Source organism: Blastococcus sp. TF02-09 (assembly GCF_003319105.1).
Lineage (GTDB): Bacteria > Actinomycetota > Actinomycetes > Mycobacteriales > Geodermatophilaceae > Blastococcus.
Genome location: NZ_QOHH01000006.1, coordinates 42280 through 60039 on the forward strand (window position 1 = coordinate 42280; position 17760 = coordinate 60039).

Below are 17760 nucleotides of genomic sequence, written 5' to 3' on the forward strand. Positions count from 1 at the left end.
GCGCGGACGGAAGGGAGGCGTGCCGACATGGCATCGCTGTTCAACAAGGTCGTCCAGCTGGCCAACAGCCCCAAGGGCAAGCAGGCGATCCGCCAGGCCACGGAGAAGGCCCAGCAGCTGGCGAAGGACCCGAAGACCAAGGCGAAGATCGAGGACGCCCGCCGTCGGTTCCAGGGCGGCGGCAAGGGGGGCACGGGCACCGGGTCCGGCCACTGACCACGTCCGACCGCCTGCCCTGCGGCCCCCGGCCTAGGGGGTCGCGGGGCGCAGGTGCCGCAGGGCGGCGTCGTGCAGGGCACCGTTGGTGGCCAGCGCGCTGCCCCCGGCCGGCCCCGGGGTGCCGTTCAGGTCGGTGAACCGGCCGCCCGCCTCGCGGACGATGACGTCGAGCGCGGCCAGGTCCCACAGCGACACCTCCGGCTCGCAGGCGATGTCGACGGCGCCCTCGGCCAGCAGCACGTAGTTCCAGAAGTCGCCGTACCCGCGGGTCCGCCACACCGCTCGGGTGAGGTCCAGGAAGCCGTCGAGGACGCCCCGCTCCTCCCAGCCGGACAGGCTGGAGTAGGACAGGCTCGCGTCGCCGAGGTCGTGCACCTTGGAGACGGTGCAGCGGACGGCGTTCTCCAGCCGGCGGCCGGTCCAGGCGCCGACGTCCTTGGCCGCCCACCAGCGGCGGTTCAGCGCGGGCGCCGACACCAAGCCGACGACGGCCTCGTCGCCGTCCATGAGGGCGATCAGCGTCGCCCAGACCGGTACGCCGCGGACGAAGTTCTTCGTCCCGTCGATCGGGTCCAGCACCCACTTGCGGGAGCCGTGCCCGGTCGTGCCGAACTCCTCGCCCATGACCGCGTCGCGGGTGCGGGCGCGGCTCAGGGTGAAGCGCAGCTGCTCCTCGACCGCGCGGTCGGCGTCGGTCACCGGCGTGAGGTCGGGCTTGGTCTCGACGGTCAGGTCCTGCGCCTTGAAGCGCTCCATGCTGATCGAGTCGGCCTGGTCGGCCAGCACGTGTGCCAGCCGCATGTCCTCTGAGAAGCCCCGACCCGATGTCATGGGCACCGAACCTAGTCGGGGCTCAGTCGAAGACCGCTGAACTGACCCCGCTCGGCCCTTCGTAGGTTCGGTCCTCGATGCCGCGGAGAGCGTTGAGGACGTCGTCCCCGGCCTTGTTCCGTTCCGCGTGGGACACGATGTCGTCCTTCCCCGCCGGGTAGTCCATCCCCGACAGGGCCTTCTGGATGTCGATGGGGCTGACCATGCCGGCCCGGTACCCACGACGGCGCCCGGGATGCCTCGTTACGGTCGGGACGTGGACGCAGCGACGATCACCGGGCTGCTGGCCGACCCCGTCCGGCTCAAGGTCGTGGCCGCCCTGGCGCTGGGCGCCGGCACGATCGAGGAGGTCGCCGAGGCCTCCGGGCTGTCGCTCAAGGAGGTCGCCCTGGCGGCCCGCCGGCTCGGACGCGCGGGTCTGGTGGTCCGCGACCGGCACGACCTGTCGCTGCGCACCGAGCTCTTCGGCGCGGCGGCGCGGGCGGCGGCCGAGGCGGCGCCACCCCCGGAGCCGCTGTCGGAAGACCCCGCGCAGGACGCCGTCCTGTCGGCGTTCGTGCGCGACGGGCGGCTGACGTCGATCCCGGCGCACCGGAGCAAGCGGCTGGTGGTGCTCGACCACCTGGTCCGCGTCTTCGAGCCCGGCGTCCGGTATCCCGAGCGCGAGGTCAACGTGCTGCTGGCCGTCTGGCATCCCGACGTCGCCGCGCTGCGCCGCTACCTGGTGGACGAGGGCCTGCTCACCCGTGAGGCGGGCGTCTACTGGCGCAGCGGCGGCTACGTCGAGGTGTGAGGCCGCGCGAAATCCCCGCGCTGTCGTGCTCGCGAGCGGCCAGACTGCCGTCGTGCCCACGCCGTCGCCCGACTCCTTCGCCGCCCTCGCGCGCTCCTCGCCGTGGCGGTGGTCGACGCTGCGCTTCACGGTGCGCTGGCCGGGCGACCCGTGGACGAACGGGGCCGTGCGCGCCTGGCTCCGCCGGCCCGACTCGCTGCGCGTGGAGTCCCTCGACGGTGCGCTGCTGCGCGCCGAGCGGACGCCACCGCCGACCGTCGGGATCCTCGGTCTCGGCGGGGGGACGACGCGGCAGGCGCGGTGGGCCTCGCAGGCGGTTCGTCCACCGCTGCGGCCGGACGGGCTGGTCGCCGAGCGGCCGTCCGACCCGCTCCTCACCTACGACGACCCGATGCACGACAGCTACCACTGGGTCGCGATGCTGGATCCGGCCGAACTGGCCGACGGCGTCGACCGGCGCGACCGGTCATGGGCGCCGGCGCTGCGGACGGGGACGGTGACGGCGGTCGAGCACGCCGGCCGGGCCGCCTGGGAGGCCGTGGTGGTCCCCGAGGACACCTACGAGCCGCGCTGCGGGTGCTGCCCGCTGCTGCGGACCCGGGCGGTGGACCTCCTCGAGTTCGAGGGCCGGCCGGAGGCGCTCCTCGAGGCGTACCCCGACGCCTTCCGGGTGCGGCTGGACGTGCAGACCGGCGTCTGCGTGCTCACCCAGGAGATCGGCGGGCTCCGTCCCGGGAAGGGGCACGACCTGCGCATCGAGGCCGTCGACGAGCCGATGGACGACGCGCTCTTCACGCAGCGCCGCCGGACCTGACGCCTTGCGGTCAGTCGAACGGGTTGGTGAGGACGGGGCGGGCCTGGAGGACGTCGAAGGTGACCGGTGGTCCGTCGGTGGTGGTGCTGCCGGGGACGGGGACGGTGAGGCCGCCGTCGATGGTGAAGGTGGCGGTCCAGGTGGTGGTGAGGGAGGCGGTGTAGCTGCCGCTGGCGTAGTCGTGGGTGATGGTGTGGTCGGGGTAGGGGGCGCCGGGGTCGGTGGTGGTGAGGTCGGTGCCGTCGCCGGTGTGCCAGGTGAAGGTGGTGGCGGTGGCGGTGATGTCGACGGTGAAGCCGCGGATGTCGAGGGTGAAGGTCTGGGTGGTGGGTCCGTCGGTGAAGAAGATGACGGGGAGTCCGACGAGTCCGTCGCCGGGTGGTTGCTGTTTGGTGGGTAGCTGGGGGAGCGGGAGGGTCTGGAAGTAGCGGAACACCTCGGCCGGAGACGGCGGCGGGTTCAACGCGGTGATGTCGATGCAGGCTCGATCGCCCTGCTCCCACGGCCCGACGGGGGAGCCGACCGGTACGTCGTCCGCCGGGAAGCCGTCGATGGTTCGGGGCCTCGCCACTTCGCCCGGGGGCTCGCCCGGGAGGACCAAGCGGCGGCGCTCGGGGATCAGGTCCTCCACGACGCGACCCGGCGCAGCGGGGCACTCCTGGTAGTCGCTCGCCCGACAAGCACCGCTCTCTCGATCGTCGACGACGCACGGATGCGACAACTGGTAGATGTACGGGTGGTTCTCCGGGGCAGAGTTCGATGCGATCCACCCGCCTCCGGGCGTCCGCTCCATGTACCTCGCGGTCAGCGATCCATCGCCTGTCCCGACATCGGGACATTCCCCGCGACGGCATCCAGCTCCCGGAGCGGCCGAGGCGGCTTCGAGCGCCCACGTGCCCAGGATCGCGGCCACTAACAGCGCCAGGGCAAGGAGCCGCGGGGCCTTCGTCACCCGAGCGTCAGTTCCGTGAGAGTCCAGGACTGCAGGGACGCGTCCCAGACCGTGATCGTCCCGGACGAGAGGGCGTTCTCCCCATCGAAGACCAGTCCAGGAACCGGGTTCCCGCCACGGTCGAGAACCGTCATCGGCGCCTGTACCGCGGTGAAGGCGGACTGAGCCTCGCTTGCTCCAGTGACGATCACCGACATCTCGCCCGAGACGGTCAGTTCGCCGCCGCGGTACCTGTATCCCTGCGCCGCATCATCTTCGGTCTTCCGAGCGACTCGCTCGCAGACGTCGCATCCGTCCTCCGCGAACTGCCGCAGATACTGCACATCCATGTCCGTCAGCGACCGGTTCAGCAGCTGGAAGTAGTAGCGGACGAAGGCCTCGGCGCCGGCGGCGTCCTGGGTGCGCGCCTCGTCGGGCAGCGGCAGGTCTTCGGGCCCCAGCGGCGGCAGGGCCTCCTCGGTGGGCTCGGCGCTGCTCGTCGTCGGCAGGCTCTCGCTGGCCTCCTGCTTCTCCGAGCAACCCGTCAGCACGGCGCCGCCGGCCAGGAAGCAGGCCGTCAGGCGCAGCGCCCAGCCTCGCGTCACGTCGTCCTCCGCGTGTGATCACCGGTCGCCGGAGACTACGCAGGCCGGCGACCGGCCCGCACCTCCCGCTGTGGACAACCACCCGATCGCTCTGCGGGTCGATCTCGCGCTCGTGCGGTCCTGCAGCACCCCAGGAGCGCGAAGAACACCCGACGACCGGTCAGTAGCCGGGGCCGACCTGGCCGACCGCGGCCAGCAGCACGCGCAGCGCCGCCAGCTGGTCCCGGCGCTCCGGGGGACCGGCGTCGGCCCACGCGTCCAGCGCGCAGTCCGGGTCGGCGGCGGTGTGCCCGCAGCCGGGCGGGCAGTCCGCGGCGACCTCCGCCATCTCGGGGAATGCGGCCAGCACGTCGTCGGCGCTGACGTGCGCCAGCCCGAAAGAGCGGATGCCGGGGGTGTCGATGACCGTCCCGCCGCCCGGCAGCTCGAAGAGCACCGCCGAGGACGACGTGTGCCGGCCCTTCCCGATCTTGCTGACGTCGCCGGTGGCCCGCAGCGCATCGGGCACCAGCCGGTTCACCAGGGTGGACTTGCCGACCCCCGACTGGCCGACGAAGACGCTCGTCCGGTCGCGGAGGTGGCCCAGCAGTTCGTCGAGCGGCTGCTCCCGCGACATCGGCACGGCGTCCAGACGCAGGCCGGCGTACCGGTCGAGCAGCGGCTGCGCGGACGCCAGGTCGGTCTTGGTCAGGCACAGCAGCGGTTCCAGCCCGCCGGCGTAGGCGGCCACCAGGCACCGGTCGAGGAACCCCAGCGCGGGCTCGGGGTCGGTCACCGACGTGACGATCACCAGCAGGTCGGCGTTGGCGACGACGACCCGCTCCGTGGGGTCGGTGTCGTCGGCGGTGCGGCGCAGCGACGTCGTCCGCTCCTGGATGGTCACGATCCGCGCCAGGCTGTCGATGCGGCCGCTGGTGTCGCCGACTACCCGCACGCGGTCGCCGACGACGACGCCGTGCTTGCCGAGCTCCCGCGCGCGCATGGTGGTCACGTCGACGGGGCCCTCGGGGCCCTCCACCCGCACGGTCATCCGGCCGCGGTCGACGGCGATGACCAGCCCGTGGACGGCGTCCTCGTGCGCGGGCCGGATGCGGGTGCGGGGTCGGGAACCCCGGCGGCCGGGCCGGACGCGGACGTCGTCCTCGTCCATGCGCCGCGCATCGCGGTGGTGGGCGCTCAGCGGGGCGCTCCGACCGGCTCGCCGAGCAAGCGCGCCCACCGCTCGCGGAAGTCGGGAAGGGTCTTGGTGACCGCGCCGGGGTCGCGCACCTCGACACCGTCGATGGCCAGCCCGAGGACGGCGGCGGCCATGACCATGCGGTGGTCGGCGTAGGAGTCCAGCTGAGCGGGCCGGCGCGGTCCGGGCTCGATCTCCAGCCCGTCGGGGAGCTGCCGAACGCGAGCACCCACGGCGGTGAGCACCTCGTCCAGCGCCTGCAGCCGATCGGTCTCGTGCCCGCGCATGTGGGTGATGCCGGTGAAGCGCGACGGACCGTCGGCGAATGCGGCGAGGGCAGCGAGCACAGGCACGAGCTCGGTCACCTCCCCGAGGTCGGCAACCAGGGCGCGGATCTCCCCGGTGCCGGTCACCTGCAAGCCCTCGGTAGAGCGCGTGACCTCGCCGCCCATGGCTGTGAGGAGCTCGACCAGCTGGGCGCCGGCCTGGGTGGTGGTCTCGGGCCAGTCGGGGACCGTGACGCGCCCGGCAGTCACCAGCGCGGACGCCAGGAAGGGGGCCGCGTTGGACAGATCCGGTTCGACGACGACGTCGCGGGCGGCGATCGCGCCTGGGCTGACCTGCCACCCCCGGTCGGTGGCGGTCACCTGCACGCCGTGCTCGCGCAGAGCTGTCACGGTCATGTCGACGTGCGGCATCGACGGCACGCCGCCGATCAGGGAGAGCTCGATGCCTTCGTCGAAGCGGGCGGCGGCCAGCAGCAACCCGGAGACGATCTGCGACGAGGCGCTGGCGTCCACCTCGACCGAGCCACCACGCACCCGGCCGTGGCCGTGCACCGTGAACGGCGCCCGCCCACGGCCGCCGTCGTCGATGTCTGCGCCGGCCGCGCGCAGGCCGGTCAGCAGGCCGGCGTTGGGTCGGTCGCGAAGGCGCGCGTCGCCATCGAGCCGCACCGGCCCGACGGCGAGGGCAGCGACTGGAGGCAGGAACCGCAGCACCGTGCCGGAGAGCCCGGCGTCGACATCTGCCGGGCCGCGGAGTGGCCGCGGCACCACCAGCCAGTCGGCACCGTCGTCGTCGATCTGGGCACCCATGGCGCGGAGGCCGGCCGCCATCAGGTCGGTGTCGCGGGCCCGGAGCGGCCGTACCAGCCGGCTCGGACCGTCGGCGATCGCGGCAAGGATCAACTCACGAGCCGTGATCGACTTGGACCCCGGCAGGGCGGCGACGGCGTCGACCGGAGCAGGGTGGTGCGGCGCGGACCAGACGTCTCTCACGAGTTCAGTCTGCCCGCCCGCACCGCACCACCGCGCACCTCGTCAGCCTGCCTGCGGCTTCTCGGCCTTCTTGACCGGGACCGTACGCAGCAGACGCCGGTTGGCGAACTCGAACATCGCCAGCTCGGACAGCTCGCGGCCGTAGCCCGACCGCTTGATGCCACCGAAGGGCAGCTCGGGGGAGGAGCCGGTGGGCTGGTTGATCCAGACCATGCCGGCCTCCAGCTGGTCGGCCACCTCACGTGCCCGGTCGACGTCGCTGCTCATGACGGTGGCGCCGAGGCCGAAGTCGCTGTCGTTGGCCAGGGCGACCGCCGCGGCGGCGTCCTTGACCTTGTAGACGACGGCCGCGGGACCGAAGAGCTCCTCGCGGTAGGCGCGCATCTCGGGGGTGACGTCGGTGAGGATCGTCGCCTCCACGAACGCGCCGGCGTGCTCGGGGCGCTTGCCGCCGGCGACGACGGTGGCGCCCTTGTCGATCGCGTCCTGGATCTGCGCGTGCAGGTCCGAGGCCGCCCGCTCGCTGGACAGCGGGGCCAGCGACGTCGTCGGGTCGGACGGGTCGCCGGGGGCGAAGGTGCCGAAGGCCTGCTTGAGGCCCTGGACGAACGGCTCGTAGACGTCCTCGGTGACGATCAGCCGCTTGGAGGCCGTGCAGGCCTGGCCGGTGTTCTGCATGCGGCCCGCGGTGGCCGCCTTGACGGTGGCCTCCATGTCCTCGGCGTCGAGCACGATGAACGGGTCGCTGCCGCCGAGCTCGAGCACGGACTTCTTGAGGTGCTTGCCGGCGAGCGCGGCGACCGAGGAGCCGGCCCGCTCGCTGCCGGTCAGCGTCACGCCCTGGATGCGGGGGTCGGCGATGACCTGCTCGACGTCGGAGATGCGCAGGAACACGTTGGTGTAGACCCCGGCCGGAGCGCCGGCGTCGGCGAACAGCTGCTCGATGGCCTCCGCGCACTGCGGGGTGATCTCCGAGTGCTTGATGATCACGGTGTTGCCGAGGACCAGGTTCGGGCCGGCGACGCGGACCACCTGGTAGAAGGGGTAGTTCCAGGGCTCGATGCCCAGCAGCGCGCCGACCGGGCGGGTCTCGATGACCGCCTCGCCGCCGCCCATCATCGGCTCGATCGACGTGGGCTCGAGGAACTTCGGGCCGTTGGCGGCGTAGTACTTCAGGATCATCGAGCAGAGGAAGAGCTCGCCGACGGCCTCGTCACGGCGCTTGCCCATCTCCTTGGTGATGAGGGCGGCGTAGTCCATGATCCGCTCGTCGAGCAGCTCGGCGGCCTTCTGGACGACGGCCGCGCGCTCCTCGACCGAGCGCTCGCGCCACTCGAGGTAGGCGGAGTGGGCCCGGCCGATGATGCCGTCGATCTCGGAGGTCTCGGTGAACGGGTACTCCTTCTCCGTCTCGCCGGTGAAGGGGTTGACGGTCGCGTAGCGCTTCTCGGCGCTCGCGGTGGTGGGTGCGTTCTGCGTAGCGGTCACGCGGGTGATCCTCGTCTCTGGTCGGCTGTCGGACTAGGCCTACCCCACCGGCGGCCGGGTGTCACGGGCGGCCCCGCTGTCAGTGGGCGCACCTAGAGTGCGAACGGTCAGCCGAACACGTGCCAGGAGGCGCCCATGTGCGGTCGCTACGCCGCCAGCCGCAAGCCGGAGGATCTGGCGCTGGAGTTCGAGGCCGTGCCGGTCGCCGGCCAGGAGCCGGTGGCGGCCGACTACAACGTCGCCCCGACGAAGGACGTGCAGGTCGTCCGCTGGAAGAAGGAGCGCGACGCCGAGGGTGCGCTGACCGGCGGCGGGCACCGCGAGCTCCGTGCGGTGCGCTGGGGCCTGGTGCCCTCCTGGGCCAAGGACGTCTCCATCGGCAACCGCATGATCAACGCCCGGGTCGAGTCCCTGACCGACAAGCCGGCATTCCGGACGGCGGCGCGCACTCGCCGCTGCCTCGTCCCGGCCGACGGTTGGTACGAGTGGGCCAAGCGGCTGGACGGCCCGACCAAGCAGCCGTACTTCATCACCCCGCAGGACGGGTCGGTGCTGGCGCTCGCCGGGCTCTGGGAGGTGTGGGGCCGAGGCGAGGACCGCCTCTACACCTGCACCGTCGTCACCTCCCCGGCCGTCGGGGCGCTGCAGGAGATCCACGACCGGATGCCGCTGGTCCTCCCGCGCGAGCGCTGGGCCGACTGGCTGGACCCCGCCCGAGAGGACGTCGAGCAGCTGACCGAGCCGACGTCGCCGGAGGTCGTGGAGACCCTCGAACTGCGGCCGGTGAGCACCGCGGTGAACAACGTCGCCAACAACGGGCGGCAGCTGACCGAGCGTGCCGAAACCGTGGCGGAGCCGGCCGACCAGCCGGCGCTCTTCTGACGTGGCCGGAGCCGCCGCCACGTCCGAGCCCGCCGCCGACGCGGGCATCCCGGGCGCCCCGCTGCCCGGCTGGGTCGCCGCCGTCGTCACCTTCCTGAGCTCGGGCGCGGTCCTGGTGATGGAGATCGTGGGGCTGCGGCTGATCGCGCCCTACGTCGGCGTCACCCTGCAGACCAGCACCTCCGTCATCGGCTTCGCCCTGGCGGCCATCGCGCTCGGGGCGTGGACCGGCGGCGCGATGGCCGACCGCGTCGACCCCCGGCGGCTCCTCGCCCCGCTGATGGTCGCCGGGGGCGCGCTGGTCATCGCCGTTCTCCCGCTCGTGCGCTTCACCGGTGACCTGGTGAGCGGTGCTGACGCCGGTGCGGTGCTGCTGCTGGCCGCCGTCGCCGTCGTGGTGCCCGCCGCGCTGCTCTCCGCCGTTCCGCCGATGGTCGTGAAGCTGCAGCTGTCCAGCCTGGCCGAGACCGGCGCCGTCGTCGGCAAGCTCTCCGGCATCGGCACCCTCGGCGCGATCGCGGCCACTTTTGTCACCGGGTTCCTGCTGATCGCGGTGCTCCCGAGCAGCGTGATCCTGGTCGGCACCGGCGTGGTCACCGTCCTCGTGGGGCTTGCCCTGGGCGTGCTGCTGCAGCGCGGGTCCGGCGTCCGCCGGCGGGTGCCGGTGGCCCTGGTGCTGCTCGCGGTGGCCGGGTCGCTGCTCGCGGTGGTCGCACCCACGCCCTGCGAGGAGGAGACCGCCTACCACTGCGCCCGCGTCGTGGCCGACCCCGAGCGCGAGTCCGGCCGGGTGCTGATGCTGGACACGCTCCGGCACTCCTACGTCGACGTCGACGACCCCACGCACCTGGAGTTCGAGTACGTGCGGGCGATTGCCTCGGTCGCGGACGCGTCGTTCCCGGCGGAGCGGCCGCTGACCGCGCTGCACATCGGCGGCGGGGGCCTGACGCTGCCGCGGTACCTGGCCGAGGTGCGCCCCGGCACCGCGAGCCGCGTGGTCGAGGTCGATCCCGGGGTGGTCGACATCGACCGCGAGCAGCTGGGCCTGGAGACCTCCGACGCGCTGCGCGTCGACGTGGCCGACGGCCGCGTGGGGCTGGCGGAGGAGCCGGCGGGGGAGCGGGACCTCGTCGTGGGGGATGCCTTCGGCGGGCTGTCCGTGCCGTGGCAGCTGACCACCCGCGAGGCGCTGGAGCTGGTGGACCGGGCGCTCGCGGACGACGGCGTCTACGCGGTCAACCTCATCGACAACCCGCCCCTGGGCTTCGTGCGGGCGGAGCTCGCCACGCTGCGCGACGTGTTCGACCACGTGGCCCTGCTCGCCCGCGTGCCCGTGCTCACCGGTGAGGACGGCGGCAACGTCATCGCGGTCGCCTCGCAGCAGCCGCTGGACGCCGACGGGATCGCTGCCGCCATGACCGACAAGGACCTCGCCTGGCGGGTGGCAGAGGGCGCCGACCTGGAGGCGTTCGTGGGGAACGCCGAGGTGCTCACCGACGACCACGCCCCCGTCGACCAGCTGCTCACCCCGTACGGACGCCCCTGACCCGGGGCACGAGGTCGTTCAGCCGCGGCCGATCGGGGCGGTGCGGGCGCGGGTCAGTCGGACGAGGTCGGCCGGTGGCAATTCGACCTGGAGACCGCGCTTCCCGGCGCTCACCAGGACCGTCGGGAACTCCAGCGCGGACTCGTCGACGACGGTCGGCAGCGCCTTCTTCTGCCCGAGCGGACTGATCCCGCCCAGTACGTAGCCCGTGGCCCGTTCCGCGTCGACGGGATCGGCCATGACCGCCTTCCGGCCCCCCGCAGCGGCCGCGAGCCCCTTCAGGTCGAGCGTGCCGCTCACGGGGACGACGGCCACGGTGAGGGCACCGTCGACCCGGGTGAGCAGCGTCTTGAACACCTGGCGGGGATCGGCGCCGAGCGCGGCGACCGCTGCCTCCCCGTGGCCCAGGTCCGACGGGTGCTCGGGGTCGTAGGGGTGGAGGGTGTGGGCGACCTCCGCCCGCTCGAGTACCCGCACCGCCGGTGTCGCCGCCACGGCGCGGGAGCGTAGCCACGGGCGCCGTCCGGGGAATGCGGCAGGGAGCCGGCACCGTTGGACCGGCCGTGAGCAGCACCCTCTCCAGCACCCGCCCGCGGGTCGCCCCCAAGCGGCCGCCCGGCCGTCCCGATGCCGCGCGACTAGCATCGACCGATGTGGTGCCCCGTGTCAGGGGCGCGCAGAGAGGACGGTCGGTGCCCGAGGAGCCCACGATCGACAACCCCGGTCAGACGCCCGTCGGAGCGCCGGTCGAGGTTCCCGAGGCGCGCGAGGGCGGCAGCCGCACGGAGATCGCCGAGACCCGCGCCGAGCGGGACGCCCGCTTCGAGCGTGACGCCCTGCCTTTTCTCGACCAGCTCTACCCGGCGGCGCTGCGGATGACCCGCAACCCCGCCGACGCCGAGGACCTGGTCCAGGAGACGTTCGTGAAGGCCTACTCGGCCTTCCACCAGTTCGCCGAAGGCACGAACCTCAAGGCCTGGCTGTACCGGATCCTGACCAACACCTACATCAACAGCTACCGCAAGAAGCAGCGGCAGCCGCAGCAGTACCCCACCGAGGAGATCCAGGACTGGCAGCTCTACGCCGCCGAGGAGCACAGCTCCAGCGGTCTGCGCTCCGCCGAGATCGAGGCCTTGGACCACCTGCCGGACTCCGACATCAAGGAGGCCCTGCAGCAGCTGCCCGAGGACTTCCGGCTGGCCGTCTACCTGGCCGACGTCGAGGGCTTCGCCTACAAGGAGATCGCCGAGATCATGGGCACGCCCATCGGCACGGTGATGTCCCGTCTGCACCGCGGTCGCCGCGGCCTGCAGAAGCTGCTGGCCGACTATGCCCGCGAGCGCGGTTTCGTCCGCGCCGGAGCCGGTGAGGAGGCGAGCTCCTGATGGCCGACGACGCCCCTCAGGGTGACGAGCCGATCGAGATCCACTCCTGCGACGACGTGCTCACCCACGTCTTCGAGTTCCTCGACCACGAGACGAGCGACGCCCGCCGGGGCGTGATCGCCGAGCACCTCGAGGACTGTGCCTCGTGCCTGCGCGAGTTCGGCATCGAGCAGGAGTTCAAGGCGCTGGTCCGCCGCCGCTGCGGTGGGGACGTACCCCCGCCGTCGCTGCGCGAGCGGATCAAGATGCAGCTGACCAGCGTCTCCTTCGAGGAGGACGGCACGCAGGTCACCGTGGAGCGGATCTCGGTCGAGCGCTCCGGCGATTGAAGAAGGACCCGAACGGCGAAGGCCCCGTTCCCGCAGCAGCGGGGACGGGGCCTTCGTGCGCCTGAGCGCAGCGCTCAGGCGTTGGGGCGCTTGCCGTGGTTGGCGCCGCTCTTCTTGCGAGCGCGACGCTTGCGTCCACGCTTGGACATCGCTGCCCTCCTCTCACTGCCGGTGGGCCGCGGGACCCGGTGGTTCGCGGACCCGGACGACGACGCACGTAATGTGCGCGACGACGCCTGACCCGCCGAGCTGACGACGCCAGCTTCTCACGGGGCGGCGGCCGGCATGCGCCGGGCGGGGGAACGCAGGAGGTGCCGTGGCACAGGTGGGGATCGAGAGCGTGCTCGTGGCAGGGCGTGGGCCCGCCGCGTGCGGCGTCATCGCCTCGTGCGCCCGTCTGGACGTGAAGTCCGTGGCCGTGCACTCCGAGGCCGAGCGCTCGGCGCGGCACGTGCGCATGGCCGACCAGGCGGTCCTGCTGGGGCCGGCGCCGGCCGCCGAGTCCTACCTCGCCGTCGACCGCATCGTCGAGGCCGCCCAGCGCAGCGGCGTCTCCGCCGTGCTGCCCGTGCCCCCCGCCCTGGCCGGCAACGCCCGGTTGGCGGCCGCGGTCCGCGATGCCGGCCTGCTGTGGGTCGGTCCCGACCCGGACGTGCTGGAGCGGCTCGGCGGGGACGGCGTGGAGCCCGCCAGCGAGCGCGGCCTGCTGGCCTGGGTGACCCGCGACGGTCTGCAGTTCCCCACACCTGTCCTGCGCGACCGCGCGGCCGGGATCGCGCGGGTCTCGTGGACCCCGGACGACGCCGTGCCCGTGCCGGCGGCCGCCCGCCGGCTCGCCGAGGTGGGCTGGCGCGGCCTGGTGACGGTCGGCATCTCACCCGACGGCGAGTTCGCCGAGGTGGCGGCCGGCTTCTCCCTCGACATCGCCGTCCTCGAGCGCGCCCACGGGGTCGACGCCGTGGAGCTGGCCCTGCGCAGCGCTGCCCCGCCGCGCAGCGACGTCCCGGCTCCGGCCTCGACGCCGTGGCGGTCGGCGGTGGCCGTGCAGCTGCGTGCCACGCTCCCGCCGGGTGAGGCCGGGCTGATCTCCGGGCGGCTGCCCGGGACCGGGCGCCGCGACCCGATCAGGCGGGTCGGCGTCGAGCTGGTGGCCGTGGGCGGGTACGAGCCGGGCGACCGGCTGGACGGCTGGTACGACGCGCTGCTGGCCACGGTCAGCGCCGCGGCCCCGACCACGGCCGCCGCCGCGCGGGCCGTGAGCGACGCCCTGTCGGCCGTGCCGGAGGTGGGCGTGCCCCACGACGGTCCGGAGGTCTGCGAGGTCCTCCAGCGGCTCGCCGACCGCCACGCCGTGCCGGGCGCCTGAGCCGGTCCGCGTGCCAGGATGAGGCCTGGCCCGCGGCGACCGCGGGCCGCTGACGGCGAGGAGGTCCGGTGGCGGTCGAGGAGATCCACGCCGAGATGGTCTCCAGCGTATGGAAGGTCCTGGTCAGCCCCGGGGTCCAGGTCGCTGCCGGTGACACGCTGGTCATCCTCGAGTCGATGAAGATGGAGATCCCGGTCCTCACCGAGCTCTCCGGCACCGTGCAGGCGCTGCACGTCGTCGAGGGCGAGGTCCTCCAGGAGGGCGACCTCATCGCCACCGTCGCCAGCCAGTAGAGGGTTTCCCGCTCGCCGGCTCGGGGCGGGTGCCTCAGTCGAGGTCGAGGGCGTAGACGAGCAGGTCGACGCCGGGAGCCGGTGACCAGTCGCGCTCGGGCAGCCGGGTGAAGCCCAGCCGCTCGTAGAGCCGGTGCGCCGCGGTCATCACCGTGCTGGTGGAGAGCACCATCCGCCGCTTGCCGGCCGCCCGCGCCCGCCGCAGGCACTCGGTCATGAGCAGCGCGCCGATGCCCCGGCCCTGCGCCGTGGGGTCGACGACGAGCATGCGCACCGCGGCCTCGTCCTCGGACTCGGTGACCTCGCCGAAGTCGCCGTCGAGCACCAGCGCCACGCTGCCGACCAGCCGGTCGGCGTCGTCGCGGACGACGAGCAGCTCGGCCAGCTCCGCCCGGCGCGCCACGTCGGCCAGCTCCACCCCGTACTCGGGGCCGGCCAGCCCGCCGCCGACGTAGACCGACACGGTCAGCTCCGCGATCGCGGCGTGGTCCTCCGGCGTGGCGCGCTCGATGCGGACGGCGGGGAGTGCGGGGACGTCGACCACCTGACGAGCGTAAGCCGCCCCGTTCCGGGCTCTGCCCGAGCGGCCGACGGCCGGGGAGAACGGGGCCATAGGCTCGGTGCACCATGAACAGCCTCTCCGAGCGGCTCACCCGCGGATCGGCCTCCAGCCCCGCCCAGATCGACCACTCCCGCCGCCTGGTCGCCGACTGGCAGCTGCTGGCCGACCTCTCCTTCGCCGACCTCACGCTGTGGGTGCCCCTGGCCGAGGGACCGTGGTGGTGCGTCGCGCAGGTGCGGCCGCTCACCGCACCCACCAGCCGCCCCGACGACGTGGTCGGGGCCGAGGTCTCGGGGGAGGAGGCGCATCCGTTCCTGATCGCCTACCGGGAGGGCCGGCCGGTGACCGAGGGCGCCCCCGACTGGTCCGGGCCCGCACCCCGCCGTCGGGAGGTGATCCCGGTGCGTCACGACGGCGTCGTGGTGGCCGTGCTGGCCCGGGACACCAACCTGGCCGTGACCCGGGCGCCGTCGACCCTGGAGCTCACCTACCTCGACATCGCCGCCGACCTCTGCCTCATGGTGTCGGCGGGGACCTTCCCGCCGGAGAAGCTCCAGGACGCCGAGATGAGCCCGCGGGTGGGTGACGGGCTGCTGCGCCTGGACGGCCAGGGCAGGGCGGTCTACGCCAGCCCGAACGCGCTGTCGGCCTACCGGCGCATGGGTGTCGCCGGTGACGTCGTCGGCCGCGACCTGGCCGAGGTGACCCGGTCGGCCGCGCGGGAACGGGTCGCCGGCGAGGAGGTGGCGGCCGGGATCAGCGCCGCCGTCGCCGGGCGGTTCCCCGACCCGATGGACGTCGAGGCGGCCGGGGCCACGATGCTGGTGCGCGCCCTGCCGCTGCAGCCGCCCGGCGCCGAGGCCGGTGCGCTCGTGCTGGTCCGCGACGTGACCGACGTCCGCCACCGCGACCGGGCGCTGCTGAGCAAGGACGCGACCATCCGGGAGATCCACCACCGGGTGAAGAACAACCTGCAGACGGTCGCCGCGCTGCTGCGCCTGCAGGCGCGGCGCATGACCGAGCCGGCGGCGCGGGCGGCGCTGGAGGAGTCCGTGCGCCGCGTCGACTCCATCGCCGTGGTGCACGAGACGCTGGCCGGGAGCCGGGAGGACGTCGTCGACGTCGACCAGGTCCTGGACCAGGTGCTGCCGATGCTGGGCGACCTCACCTCGATCGGGCCGGCCGCGCGCACCCGGCGCACCGGCTCCTTCGGCGAGCTGCCCGCGGCCACCGCGACGCCGCTCGTCCTCGCCGTCACCGAGCTGCTGCACAACGCCGCCGAGCACGCCTTCCCGGAGGGGGAGCCCGGCGCCATCGAGCTGGTCGCCGAGCGGACCGGCGACGACCTGGTCGTGCGCGTCCGGGATGACGGCCGGGGCCTCCCGGCGGAGTTCGATCCCGTGGCCGGTCAGGGGCTGGGTCTGCAGATCGTCCGGACGCTGGTGGTGAGCGAGCTGGGCGGCAGCCTGGCGATGGGCGTGCCGCCGGGGGAGCGGGGGACCGAGGTCGTGCTCACGCTCCCCGGCGCCGGCCTGCCCCGGCGCTGAGGCCGGAACGGCGAGCGCCCGCCCCCTGTGGTGGGAGCGGGCGCTGTGCGGTGAGGCCGTCCTGCGTCAGGCGGTGCGGACCCGGGTACGAGCCTGGCGGCGCTTGAGCGCCCGCCGCTCGTCCTCGGAGAGGCCGCCCCAGACGCCCGAGTCCTGGCCCGAGCTCAGGGCCCAGTCCAGGCACGACTGCACCACGGGGCAGCGCTGGCAGACGGCCTTGGCCTGCTCGATCTGGACGACTGCCGGGCCGGCCGTCCCGATCGGGAAGAACAGCTCGGGGTCTTCGTCCCGGCAGAGCGCGCGGTGGCGCCAGTCCATGGCTGTGTTCTCCTCGGTGTCGTCGACGGGTGCTGCATCAGTCGCTGAACCCGGGCCGGCCAGAGGCCGGTCCGACGCGGCCGGAACGACACCGGGGGGTTCCAGCGCCTGGACGGCAGCGACTGCCTGCCTTGTTACCGGCAGGTTGCGTTCTTGCTAGCGATGTTTTCACGGGACGGTCGCCTGTCAAGCGAAACCGGCTCGGCGCCGACCCCCGCGTGAGCAAGCTCACCACGCCCGTGATAGGCCCGCCACTCGGCGGGGCGAGCCCCCTTGCGCGGGCCGCCGATTCCTGACAGGGGAGGCGTCAGGAGACGACGCGCAGGGCGTGCGGGACCGAGCGCAGCCGCAGGCCCGTCGCGGTGCCCAGGTGGTCGCCGTCGACCTGCCAGCCCTGCGGGCGGACGGCGGTCAGCGACAGCTCTTCGACGTCGTGCCGGCGGTGCAGGCCGCGTCCGCGGAAACGGGGCGACGGGGCCAGCGCCTGCCGCAGCGTGCGGAGCATGCGCACCGGGTTCGTGCGGCCCAGGGCGAAGACGTCGAGGGCGGTGTCGAAGGACGCCTCCGGCGACGGGTTGACCGGTCGGGGCCCCAGGTAGGTCCACGGGCTGACGTTCGAGACCAGGCAGAGGAAGAGGTCGCGGACGTCGGGTTCCCCGGGCACCTGCAGCGTCATCGCCGGGCGGCGCCGCTCCCGGCCGGCGAGGAAGGCGGTGGTGGCCTCCCGGACGTACAGCGCCCCGGTGGAGCGCCGGCCGCGTGCCCGCTGCGCCTCGACCCGCGCGATGACCTCGGCGTCGAACCCGAGCCCGGCGGCGAACACGAACCACCGCGGCGGCGTCCACTCCGGCCCGGAGGCGGCCGCGTCGGCCGCGGCGTCCCGCGCGGCGGTGCCCGGGTCGGCCTCGGTGAGCGGCGCGGTGCTGGTGCCCGTGGCGCTGGCGGTGCCGAGGGACACCGACCGGGTCCGGCCGGCCCGGATGGAGTCGAGGATCTCGGCGGTCGCCTCGACCGGGTCGCGCGAGCGGCCCAGCGCACGGGAGAAGACGTTGGTGGAGCCACCCGGTACGACCGCCAGCGTGGGCAGGTGCGGGCCCGGCCCCTTCTCGAGCAGGCCGTTGACCACCTCGTTGACCGTGCCGTCGCCACCGAGGGTCACCACGAAGTCCAGGCCGTCCGCGGCCGCGCGCGCACCGAGCTCCCTGCCGTGGCCGCGGTGCGCGGTCTCGGCGACGTCGACCTTGAGCTCGCTGGCCAGCGCGCCGACGAGCACGTCGCGCATCTTGGCCGTGGTGCTGGTCGCCGCAGGGTTCACCACCACGAGCGCACGCATGAACTCCAGGCTAACGGCGCGCGCCGAGGGGGCGTGGGAGGTGCGCCCTGCGACGGGGCGG

21 protein-coding genes are annotated in these 17760 nt (G+C 73.6%); 10 read left to right on the forward strand and 11 right to left on the reverse strand.

Going from position 1 to position 17760, the window contains the following annotated elements; genetic code table 11:
* Positions 1 to 27 precede the first annotated feature (27 nt).
* Positions 28 to 216, forward strand: coding sequence for a hypothetical protein (locus DQ239_RS10490; RefSeq protein ID WP_113834372.1), 189 nt, complete (start codon positions 28 to 30; stop codon positions 214 to 216).
* A gap of 33 nt (positions 217 to 249) precedes the next feature.
* On the opposite strand, the gene hisN is transcribed toward DQ239_RS10490, so the two are convergent.
* Both hisN and DQ239_RS10500 read right to left on the reverse strand, forming a co-directional pair.
* On the reverse strand, positions 250 to 1050 hold the full coding sequence (gene hisN / locus DQ239_RS10495; RefSeq protein ID WP_113834373.1) for a histidinol-phosphatase: 801 nt from the start codon (positions 1048 to 1050) through the stop codon (positions 250 to 252).
* Positions 1051 to 1072: 22 nt separating this feature from the next.
* Complete coding sequence (locus DQ239_RS10500; RefSeq protein WP_113834374.1) at positions 1073 to 1255, reverse strand: DUF2795 domain-containing protein; 183 nt, start codon at positions 1253 to 1255, stop codon at positions 1073 to 1075.
* Between the two features lie 51 nt (positions 1256 to 1306).
* Here DQ239_RS10500 and DQ239_RS10505 point away from each other — a divergent pair, with 51 nt between their 5' ends.
* Positions 1307 to 1843 carry a DUF2087 domain-containing protein gene (locus tag DQ239_RS10505; RefSeq protein ID WP_113834375.1) on the forward strand — a complete coding sequence of 179 codons (537 nt, stop codon included), beginning with the start codon at positions 1307 to 1309 and terminating at the stop codon, positions 1841 to 1843.
* A gap of 52 nt (positions 1844 to 1895) precedes the next feature.
* Positions 1896 to 2657, forward strand: coding sequence for a hypothetical protein (locus tag DQ239_RS10510; protein ID WP_113834589.1), 762 nt, complete (start codon positions 1896 to 1898; stop codon positions 2655 to 2657).
* 10 nt (positions 2658 to 2667) lie between these two features.
* On the opposite strand, the gene DQ239_RS10515 is transcribed toward DQ239_RS10510, so the two are convergent.
* From DQ239_RS10515 to DQ239_RS10535, 5 genes are all read right to left on the reverse strand, one after another.
* Entirely contained in the window at positions 2668 to 3288 is a 621-nt protein-coding gene (locus DQ239_RS10515) for a hypothetical protein (RefSeq protein ID WP_233489060.1), read from the reverse strand.
* A gap of 317 nt (positions 3289 to 3605) precedes the next feature.
* Entirely contained in the window at positions 3606 to 4193 is a 588-nt protein-coding gene (locus DQ239_RS10520) for a DUF6318 family protein (protein ID WP_113834376.1), read from the reverse strand.
* A gap of 160 nt (positions 4194 to 4353) precedes the next feature.
* The gene (gene rsgA / locus DQ239_RS10525; RefSeq protein ID WP_113834377.1) at positions 4354 to 5343 is read right to left on the reverse strand and encodes a ribosome small subunit-dependent GTPase A; all 990 of its coding nucleotides are present in this window, start codon (positions 5341 to 5343) and stop codon (positions 4354 to 4356) included.
* A 26-nt stretch (positions 5344 to 5369) separates the two neighbouring features.
* A complete protein-coding gene (aroA, locus tag DQ239_RS10530) occupies positions 5370 to 6650 on the reverse strand; it encodes a 3-phosphoshikimate 1-carboxyvinyltransferase (RefSeq protein WP_113834378.1) in 1281 nt (426 codons plus the stop codon).
* Between the two features lie 42 nt (positions 6651 to 6692).
* On the reverse strand, positions 6693 to 8138 hold the full coding sequence (locus tag DQ239_RS10535; protein WP_113834379.1) for an NAD-dependent succinate-semialdehyde dehydrogenase: 1446 nt from the start codon (positions 8136 to 8138) through the stop codon (positions 6693 to 6695).
* A 135-nt stretch (positions 8139 to 8273) separates the two neighbouring features.
* On the opposite strand from DQ239_RS10535, the gene DQ239_RS10540 reads away from it, so the two are divergent.
* Positions 8274 to 9020, forward strand: coding sequence for an SOS response-associated peptidase (locus tag DQ239_RS10540; protein WP_113834380.1), 747 nt, complete (start codon positions 8274 to 8276; stop codon positions 9018 to 9020).
* Position 9021: 1 nt separating this feature from the next.
* Positions 9022 to 10566, forward strand: a complete 1545-nt coding sequence (locus tag DQ239_RS10545) for a fused MFS/spermidine synthase (RefSeq protein WP_233489061.1) — start codon at positions 9022 to 9024, stop codon at positions 10564 to 10566.
* An 18-nt stretch (positions 10567 to 10584) separates the two neighbouring features.
* Here the strand turns inward: DQ239_RS10545 and ybaK are convergent, their stop codons facing one another.
* Positions 10585 to 11061: a Cys-tRNA(Pro) deacylase gene (ybaK, locus tag DQ239_RS10550; protein ID WP_199582872.1), complete on the reverse strand. Its 477-nt coding sequence runs from the start codon at positions 11059 to 11061 to the stop codon at positions 10585 to 10587.
* Between the two features lie 197 nt (positions 11062 to 11258).
* Between ybaK and DQ239_RS10555 the strand changes: the two genes are divergently transcribed.
* The 4 genes from DQ239_RS10555 to DQ239_RS10570 all read left to right on the forward strand — a co-directional run bounded on the left by DQ239_RS10555 (position 11259) and on the right by DQ239_RS10570 (position 13939).
* Entirely contained in the window at positions 11259 to 11951 is a 693-nt protein-coding gene (locus DQ239_RS10555; protein ID WP_113834382.1) for a sigma-70 family RNA polymerase sigma factor, read from the forward strand.
* The gene (rsrA, locus tag DQ239_RS10560; RefSeq protein ID WP_113834383.1) at positions 11951 to 12280 is read left to right on the forward strand and encodes a mycothiol system anti-sigma-R factor; all 330 of its coding nucleotides are present in this window, start codon (positions 11951 to 11953) and stop codon (positions 12278 to 12280) included. The genes DQ239_RS10555 and rsrA overlap by 1 nt, the downstream gene beginning before the upstream one ends.
* Before the next feature lie 316 nt (positions 12281 to 12596).
* Positions 12597 to 13646 (forward strand): biotin carboxylase N-terminal domain-containing protein, encoded by a 1050-nt coding sequence (locus DQ239_RS10565; protein ID WP_113834384.1) that lies wholly within the window; start codon positions 12597 to 12599, stop codon positions 13644 to 13646.
* Positions 13647 to 13714: 68 nt separating this feature from the next.
* Positions 13715 to 13939: a biotin/lipoyl-binding carrier protein gene (locus DQ239_RS10570; protein WP_113834385.1), complete on the forward strand. Its 225-nt coding sequence runs from the start codon at positions 13715 to 13717 to the stop codon at positions 13937 to 13939.
* A 34-nt stretch (positions 13940 to 13973) separates the two neighbouring features.
* Here the strand turns inward: DQ239_RS10570 and DQ239_RS10575 are convergent, their stop codons facing one another.
* Positions 13974 to 14483: a GNAT family N-acetyltransferase gene (locus DQ239_RS10575; RefSeq protein WP_233489062.1), complete on the reverse strand. Its 510-nt coding sequence runs from the start codon at positions 14481 to 14483 to the stop codon at positions 13974 to 13976.
* Positions 14484 to 14566: 83 nt separating this feature from the next.
* On the opposite strand from DQ239_RS10575, the gene DQ239_RS10580 reads away from it, so the two are divergent.
* The gene (locus DQ239_RS10580; RefSeq protein ID WP_113834387.1) at positions 14567 to 16048 is read left to right on the forward strand and encodes a PAS domain-containing sensor histidine kinase; all 1482 of its coding nucleotides are present in this window, start codon (positions 14567 to 14569) and stop codon (positions 16046 to 16048) included.
* Positions 16049 to 16114: 66 nt separating this feature from the next.
* On the opposite strand, the gene DQ239_RS10585 is transcribed toward DQ239_RS10580, so the two are convergent.
* Both DQ239_RS10585 and DQ239_RS10590 read right to left on the reverse strand, forming a co-directional pair.
* Positions 16115 to 16366: a WhiB family transcriptional regulator gene (locus DQ239_RS10585; protein ID WP_091765497.1), complete on the reverse strand. Its 252-nt coding sequence runs from the start codon at positions 16364 to 16366 to the stop codon at positions 16115 to 16117.
* 307 nt (positions 16367 to 16673) lie between these two features.
* Positions 16674 to 17699 carry a diacylglycerol kinase family protein gene (locus DQ239_RS10590; protein WP_113834388.1) on the reverse strand — a complete coding sequence of 342 codons (1026 nt, stop codon included), beginning with the start codon at positions 17697 to 17699 and terminating at the stop codon, positions 16674 to 16676.
* Positions 17700 to 17760 lie beyond the last annotated feature (61 nt).

Coding starts and splice junctions, on each gene's coding strand:
- DQ239_RS10490 (WP_113834372.1), top strand. CDS start 28: ATGGCATCGCTGTTCAACAAGGTCGTCCAGCTGGCCAACAGCCCCAAG.
- hisN (WP_113834373.1), bottom strand. CDS start 1,050: ATGACATCGGGTCGGGGCTTCTCAGAGGACATGCGGCTGGCACACGTG.
- DQ239_RS10500 (WP_113834374.1), bottom strand. CDS start 1,255: ATGGTCAGCCCCATCGACATCCAGAAGGCCCTGTCGGGGATGGACTAC.
- rsgA (WP_113834377.1), bottom strand. CDS start 5,343: ATGGACGAGGACGACGTCCGCGTCCGGCCCGGCCGCCGGGGTTCCCGA.
- DQ239_RS10540 (WP_113834380.1), top strand. CDS start 8,274: ATGTGCGGTCGCTACGCCGCCAGCCGCAAGCCGGAGGATCTGGCGCTG.
- rsrA (WP_113834383.1), top strand. CDS start 11,951: ATGGCCGACGACGCCCCTCAGGGTGACGAGCCGATCGAGATCCACTCC.
- DQ239_RS10580 (WP_113834387.1), top strand. CDS start 14,567: ATGAACAGCCTCTCCGAGCGGCTCACCCGCGGATCGGCCTCCAGCCCC.
- DQ239_RS10585 (WP_091765497.1), bottom strand. CDS start 16,366: ATGGACTGGCGCCACCGCGCGCTCTGCCGGGACGAAGACCCCGAGCTG.
- DQ239_RS10590 (WP_113834388.1), bottom strand. CDS start 17,699: ATGCGTGCGCTCGTGGTGGTGAACCCTGCGGCGACCAGCACCACGGCC.